This is a genomic window from Mesorhizobium sp. B2-3-11 (assembly GCF_006442215.1).
GTDB classification, from domain to species: Bacteria; Pseudomonadota; Alphaproteobacteria; order Rhizobiales; family Rhizobiaceae; genus Mesorhizobium; species Mesorhizobium salmacidum.
This window is the reverse complement of sequence record NZ_VFVS01000041.1, coordinates 1-5,849: the sequence shown is the minus strand read 5'-3', so window position 1 is coordinate 5,849 and position 5,849 is coordinate 1. Positions and strand designations below refer to the sequence as shown.

Sequence of the window (5,849 nt, the reverse complement as noted above, 5' to 3'; positions counted from 1 at the left end):
GCCAGCCCCCGAAAAACAAACGCCGTCGTCTCGCCCGGCCCCTGCCTCCCCGCAAAATCCCCGCAAACCAGCCCCGTCAAATCGCCGGCAACCAGCGCCGGGTCGACCATCGGCTTGGCCATGTTTCTCTCCTGCTCCAAATCGTCGACGATGATGCGGTCGAAGCGGGGCATGGTCTCTCGCAGCCAGGGCAGGGCTTGGTCGGTCATCACGGCGAAGCTTCCCGGCTTCAGCCAGTTCGCATCGAGGAAGGGTTCGGGCTTGGGCACCAGGGTCACCGTCGTCACCACCATGTCGGCGCCTTCGATCGCGGCCTTTGCCGTGTCGCAGGGCACGGCGTCCAGACCCCGCGATTGCGCCATTTGGCACAGCGCGTCGCGGTTGGCGGTGCCGCGGCCGTAGGCGCGGATTTCGCGCAAGGGGAAGAGGTCGGCGAAGGCTTCGAGGTGGCCGCGCGCTTGCACCCCGCAGCCGATGAAGGCCAGGGATGACGCGTCGCCGCGCGCCATGCGCCTGGCGGCGACGGCGCTCAAGGCGGCCGTGCGTTTCTCCGTCACCCAATTGCCGTCGACCAGGGCAAGCGGCAGCCCGGTCTCGGCGTCGAGCAGCGTGATCAGCGAATTGAGCGTCGGCAGTCCGCGCCCGGCGTTGCGCGGGTTGACGACCAGCGATTTCGTCGCCAGCACGGGCGGCGTGGAGGCGACGCCGAGCGTTGCCATGATGTAGCGGTCGTCGCCCGGCAGCACCACCGCTTTCGGGGCGCACCAGACTTCGCCGCGCCGCTGGCCGACGATCTGGCGTTCGATCTCGTCGACCATGTCGACTGTCGGGATTGCCAGGCGGTCGAGCAACTGGGATGACAGATAGGGCAAGGTTTCGGCGGCCAAGGGTTTCGTCCTGTCATTCCCCGATGGATCATCATACCCGCGAGAGCGTCAAACGGCTCCCTCATCGCGGGCGCCCTCACGCCCCCAGCGTCGGCTCCGTATTCACCTCCAGCGCCTCTTCCGCCTCATGCTCCTCGCCCAGAACCTCCCCGTGCACCGCCAGCGCCCGCCCGATCCAGATCGGGTCGACCAGATGGTCGCGCTTGGGGTTGGTGGTGTTGGGGTGGATGAGGATGCTCAGGCCCTGGTGGTTCAGCATCAGCCAGGGAACCAGCGTCGCGAAAATCCCGGGGGCGAAGGAGACCTGGTACATGGCCTGCCCGTGCGGGCCGACTGGTCCGTCGTGCCAATTGCCCAGGCGCACGCGGAAACGTTCCGCGATGCGCTGGCGCAGCCATTCGGCGTGCTGCCGCTCGGCCTGCCCGTCATAGTAGATGTGGGCGTGGTAGCTGGCGATCTCGGCGAGTTGTCTTGGCTTGGGGGGCCTCGGCTGCCCGGCCGGCGTTGAACTGGCTTTGCTCATCTCGGTTCTCCCCCTGGTGTCGCGTCCGGCGGAACGTTAGCCGAAGCGCGGGTATCTTGTCTGTAGCCGGGGCGGCGTGCGCAGAGATCAGCGACAAACAGGCTGTGGGCGCCGCCCAATGGTCGGCTATTCGATCGAATTTCTTTACAACCCGTTAATTCGGCCATGCGTCAATAAGCATCTGCTAATTATATGATGGCGTGGGGTACGCAATGACCAAGAATCTTGGCAATGGACGCTATGTGCCGCCCAGGGACACCAGCGTCTCCTTACTCGGCAAGGTCGCGCCGGCGCTGTTCCCGCTCGTCGCGGCGGCGCTGGGCTATGTGATCGGGCGGCAGTTCCTCGGCCTGTAGCACCGTAGAGCATCAGGCGCCGGTCTCGGTTGCCGCCTCCTCGGCTTCGGCTCGCCTGACGCGGTCGCTGGCCAGAAGCACGACCGGGCAGGCGACGGCGGCCAGCACGGCGGTCGCCGTGTCGCCGAAGAACAGCTCGTCGCCTGGCCGCTGCGTGACGCCCATCACCACCATGGCGGCGCCCTTGCCCGCCTCCCTGGCGATGGCCCTGTCGGGCGTGGCACGCGTCCTGATCGCGGTTTCGACGGCAACGCCGTAGCGGTCGGCGAGATCGGCGACATCCTTGAGCACGGCCTCCTCGCGGCGGTGCGAAACCGAGCTTGGCGGGCTGCCCTTGCGGGCCTGCGAGACATAGAGGGCTTTCACGCGGGCCCGGTGCGGCCGCGCCAAGGCGAGCGCGAAATCGGCCGCGCGCCGCGCGACTTCGGTGCCGTTGACGGGAACCAGGATGGTCGCGCCGGCGCGCAGCAACGGCATCTTGCCGCTGGATTTGGCGCCATTCAGCACCAGGCAGAGCGGGCCGTCGAAGCCGCTGGTGATATCCTTCAGGGTACCGCTGAAGGTGCCTTTGTCGGTCATCGCGTCGTCCAGCCCGACCAGCAGAAGGCCGTAGCCCTTGCGCGCTTCGGCGGCGATCGTTTCGGTGGTGGCCTGAAGCTCGGTACGGGCCGTGAGGTGGACCTTGTCGACGGGTGTATCCTCGGCCTTGCGGACAGCCCTGGCACTCCTGGCCGCCCCCTTCTTGACCTGCTGCGAGGCCCGCTCGGGACCTTTGTCGCGGGCAGGGCCGGGCAGTTGCCCGCCCTCGAGGTGGAGCAGCGTGGTCGGCATGCCGCTGCCGCCGCCGACCAGACCGCCGAGATAGGCGGCGAACTTGCCGACCGGGCTGTCGTCGACGAGCAGCAGCAACCGCTCCAGCTTGGAGACGAAGCCGCGCTCGTCGAGCAGTTCGCGGTCGACGCGCTGCTTTTCCGCATCGCCGACCGGCAGCCGGCCAAGCGCCCAGCGCAGCATCGGCGGCATGGCCAGCGTGGTGATGACGGCCATGGTGACGATCATCGTGAACAGATTGTGGGAGAGGATGTTCATCGACAGGCCGATCGAGGCGACGATGACCTCGGTCGAGCCGCGCGCGTTCATGGCGCTGCCGATGGCGGTGGCCTCCTTCAGCGACATGCCGGACAGCCGGCCGCCGAGGAAGGCGCCCGAGAATTTGCCGATGCTGGCGATCAGCACCAGCGCCAGCGTCAGCAGCGCCAGCGTCGGGTCGGCAAGCACGGTGAGGTCGGCGGACAGGCCGGCCATGCCGAAGAACACCGGCATGAACAGCGCCGTGATGACGCCGCGCAACTGGCTCTCTATGTGGTTGGACAGGATCGGCGATTCCCCGACCAGTATGCCGGCGACGAAGGCGCCGAGCACGGTGTGCACGCCGATCAGATTGGTGATCAGCGCCATCACGCCCATGATGATGAGGATGACCGATATGACGGCGTATTCGCTGCGGAAACTATCATTGCTCCAGCGGATCAGGGTGAACACCACGCGGCGGCCGATGGTGAAGGAAAACACCATGAACAGCGCCACTTCGGCCACCGTCGTGATGAGCGGCACCACTTGCAGGCTGCCATTGGTGGCGATGCCGAAGGTGACGGCGATGATCAGCCAGCCGAACGTGTCCTCGATGATCGCCGAGGAGACGATGATCTGGCCGAGGTTGCGGCGCATGAAATTCATTTCGCGCACCACCATGGCGACGATCTTGACCGAGGAGATCGACAGCGCCGTGCCGAGGAACAGGCCGGCGACGATGCGCTCGGTCGGCTCGGGCAGGAGGGAATCCGGCAGCACCTGCGCCAGCGCGAAGCCACAGGCAAAGGGCACGACGACGCCGGTGATCGAGATCGAAAAACAGGCCGCGCCCACCCGCCGCACGAGGCGCAGATCCGTTTCCATGCCGGTCAGCAGGAGGAGCAGCAGGATGCCGAGCTGCGAGACGGCATCGATCATGCTTTTCTGCGCGGGGTCGGTGGAAAAGATCAGGTGCTGGGCGTCGGGCCAGAGCCAGCCGAACAGCGACGGCCCGAGCAGGATGCCGCCAATCAGCTGGCCCATGATCGCCGGCTGGCGATAACGCTGGAAGATCTCGCCAAGGCCACGGCCGACCAGAAGCAGGAGGACGATCTCGGCGACGAACAGCCCTTCGGCCGAGCCGCCCATGCCAGAGGCGTGACCGGCCGGCTGAGCGGCCAGCGCGTGGCTTGCCGGTGCCAGAAGGAGAATGGCCAGCGAAAAGGCGACCGCGGCGCCGTGCGATCTCGTTGCCGTTAGGTGGATCATGGGTCCCTTCAAGACGCCGCCGCGGACTGACCATAACAACGCGCGGCTGACCTTTGCGTTGCAGCCATCCAGTCGCGAGTTATTGCGTCAGATATCTAGCTCAGACGTGGACGTCACCGAAGGAGAGCTCGCCGTCATCGCCCGGCGTCAGGAAGGCGGCCGCCACCAGGCCGGCATAGAGGAAGGCAACCACGGCGACGATGGCCGCGCCTGGAACGGGACCGAGCGCCGCCGCGCCGACGGCCTCGCGCAATGTGCCGGCAAAGCCGACCGGCGCGCCTTGGTTGATCAGGCTCGGCGTCGACAGTTTGAGGATCCAGGCAAGCAGCAGGATCAGCATCATGTGCAGGTAGTTGCGGCGCAAACGGCGCGCCAGCGCCACACGCTGCGAGACCAAGAATTTCGGCGTGCGCAGGCTCTCGCCGAGGATCAGCAGCCAGTCGGAAGCAAAATCGGGCTGCGGCGAGAAGATCTGCGCGAAATAATGGCGCTCGAACTGGCGCACGCGGGCGCGGTAGACATCGAAGAAGCGGTAGCGGCGCGCCTCGATCCACAGCAAAAGCAGCACCAGCAGCATGGCGAACAGCAGCACGCCATGATGGGCGCTGGCCGTCGACAGCGACACCGACAGCATCGCCGCGACAACCGTGATCGCCCAATTGCTGGTGCGGTCCAGGCGGTCGCGCCAGCCGGCCATGCGAGCGATCTCGGCGCGATGGAAATGGGACATCACGGTGACCAGTTCGCCTGGCAAAAGCGGCCTGCCGACGGACGTTGCCGGCGCATCGTTCATGACTTCCTCCCAACCTGATCAAACGTTCCGGGAGCGATGTCGTTCCATGACGATCCCCGCCGGCGCCCAGTGGGACAGGTGGTCGCCCGGGCAGCCTCTTGAGTATCTGTCTCCGCTGAGCAACATAGCGGCCATGGCCGAGGCACGAAAATGAACAAGCCGATTTCCGTCGCACCGCGCAAATCCGCGCTCCGCAGACCGCCGATGGCGCTGACCGAGGCGCTGGTGGCGCGCACCTTGCGCGCGGTCGAGGATGCCGGGCCGACGCCGGGCATGGTCCATATGACTGACCAGGATTATGCGCGGTTTCGCGATGAGGTCCTGGCCAGCGCGCCGCCCGGACCGCTGAAGCTGTTCGCCTATGGCTCGCTGCTGTGGAAGCCGGCAGGGGAGGTGCGGGGTGGCGAACGGGCGGTGGCGCGCGGCTGGCACCGGTCGTTCTGCTTCACCGTGCAGCGCTTTCGCGGCACGCTCGATAAGCCTGGCCTGATGATGGCGCTCGACCGTGGCGGCCAGTGCCAGGGCATGGTGTTCGAGATCGCCGAACCGGTAGCCGACAATCTGGAAGCGCTGCTGCGCCGCGAAATGACCATCCTGCCCGCCGTCAACGTGCCGCGCTGGCTGCGGGTCAGCACCGAAGGCGGGATGGGCCAGGCGCTCGGCTTCGTCGTCGATCCCGCCAATCCGCGCTACGCCGGCAAGCTCGACAAGCCTGCGGTCGCGGCGACGCTGGCCAGAGCCGTCGGCCACTGGGGCTCGGGCGCGCAATATCTGTTCGAGACGATCCGCCACCTCGACGCCTGCGGCATCCGCGATCGCAATCTGTGGCAATTGCAGGAACTGGTGGCGCGGGAGATCGGGCGGAGCCACGTCCGCTGAAAAACCGGAAGCCGGCGCCGCGCGAATGCGCCTGCGTGAACAGGAAATAGCTGACGACCGCCGAAGGGCGG

The 5,849-nt window shown here is 66.8% G+C and carries 6 protein-coding genes; 2 read left to right on the top strand and 4 right to left on the bottom strand.

Annotated features, from left to right (window positions below):
- Together FJ960_RS29340 and FJ960_RS29335 are read right to left on the bottom strand one after the other, a co-directional pair.
- Positions 1-887 (bottom strand): ornithine cyclodeaminase family protein (locus FJ960_RS29340; protein WP_140718567.1); only part of this gene is annotated, 887 nt, incomplete at its 3' end.
- A 76-nt stretch (positions 888-963) separates the two neighbouring features.
- A complete protein-coding gene (locus FJ960_RS29335) occupies positions 964-1,410 on the bottom strand; it encodes a DOPA 4,5-dioxygenase family protein (protein ID WP_140718566.1) in 447 nt (148 codons plus the stop codon).
- Positions 1,411-1,622: 212 nt separating this feature from the next.
- Between FJ960_RS29335 and FJ960_RS29650 the strand changes: the two genes are divergently transcribed.
- Positions 1,623-1,766 (top strand): hypothetical protein, encoded by a 144-nt coding sequence (locus FJ960_RS29650; RefSeq protein WP_181166730.1) that lies wholly within the window; start codon positions 1,623-1,625, stop codon positions 1,764-1,766.
- Positions 1,767-1,778: 12 nt separating this feature from the next.
- On the opposite strand, the gene FJ960_RS29330 is transcribed toward FJ960_RS29650, so the two are convergent.
- Together FJ960_RS29330 and FJ960_RS29325 are read right to left on the bottom strand one after the other, a co-directional pair.
- The gene (locus FJ960_RS29330; RefSeq protein ID WP_246673002.1) at positions 1,779-4,106 is read right to left on the bottom strand and encodes a cation:proton antiporter; all 2,328 of its coding nucleotides are present in this window, start codon (positions 4,104-4,106) and stop codon (positions 1,779-1,781) included.
- A 100-nt stretch (positions 4,107-4,206) separates the two neighbouring features.
- Entirely contained in the window at positions 4,207-4,899 is a 693-nt protein-coding gene (locus FJ960_RS29325; RefSeq protein ID WP_140718565.1) for a DUF2270 domain-containing protein, read from the bottom strand.
- 150 nt (positions 4,900-5,049) lie between these two features.
- Between FJ960_RS29325 and FJ960_RS29320 the strand changes: the two genes are divergently transcribed.
- Positions 5,050-5,778: a gamma-glutamylcyclotransferase gene (locus FJ960_RS29320; RefSeq protein ID WP_140718564.1), complete on the top strand. Its 729-nt coding sequence runs from the start codon at positions 5,050-5,052 to the stop codon at positions 5,776-5,778.
- Positions 5,779-5,849 lie beyond the last annotated feature (71 nt).